Here is a 569-nt window from a genome sequence, read left to right on the forward strand (position 1 = left end):
TCGTCCCAACCTACTACTTCAGCTTCCATATTTATCGCCTTGGCATCGAAAGCCTCCTTCGAGGTATCGTATCCACTACCCTTGATCTTGACGATCTTGATATTGTAGGTATGGTTTCGCAGCACGTCCAGATAAGTCACTTTGTCGCCGCTCTCTTTCTTATTCAGGTTCACACGATAATAGGTCGTCTTAGTATCCGATTCGAACTGTCCACCGATAACCAAACAGGTCAATTTATCATATAAAACCTTCTTGTTACCATCACGGGGAACTTCTGTTTCGAAGGTATAGATTGTATTGCTCAATTCGGCATCACTAACGGCACATCCCGCCATACTTCCGTCATAAACAATAGGCCCTTTTGTTACTTCGCTATCTTTTGCGATTGTAGGAGTTGTCACCTTCGACATCGAACCGTCTACTAGCTTCTTCATATCGGGCACTACCCGCCCGTTTTGATGCACATTGTAGAGGTCTACACTTTTTAGCTTAAAATAAGAAGAAGCAGAAGTAGCATTTGCATCATCTACACGCACATTGATACGCGCTACCATTCGCAGCAACTTAAG

General features: G+C 43.8%; 1 pseudogene. It reads right to left on the reverse strand.

The window, feature by feature from the left end:
* Positions 1-569: pseudogene (locus JCM10512_RS21075) on the reverse strand (fimbria major subunit); the annotation flags it as partial.

The organism is Bacteroides reticulotermitis JCM 10512 (assembly GCF_000517545.1).
Classification (GTDB): domain Bacteria; phylum Bacteroidota; class Bacteroidia; order Bacteroidales; family Bacteroidaceae; genus Bacteroides; species Bacteroides reticulotermitis.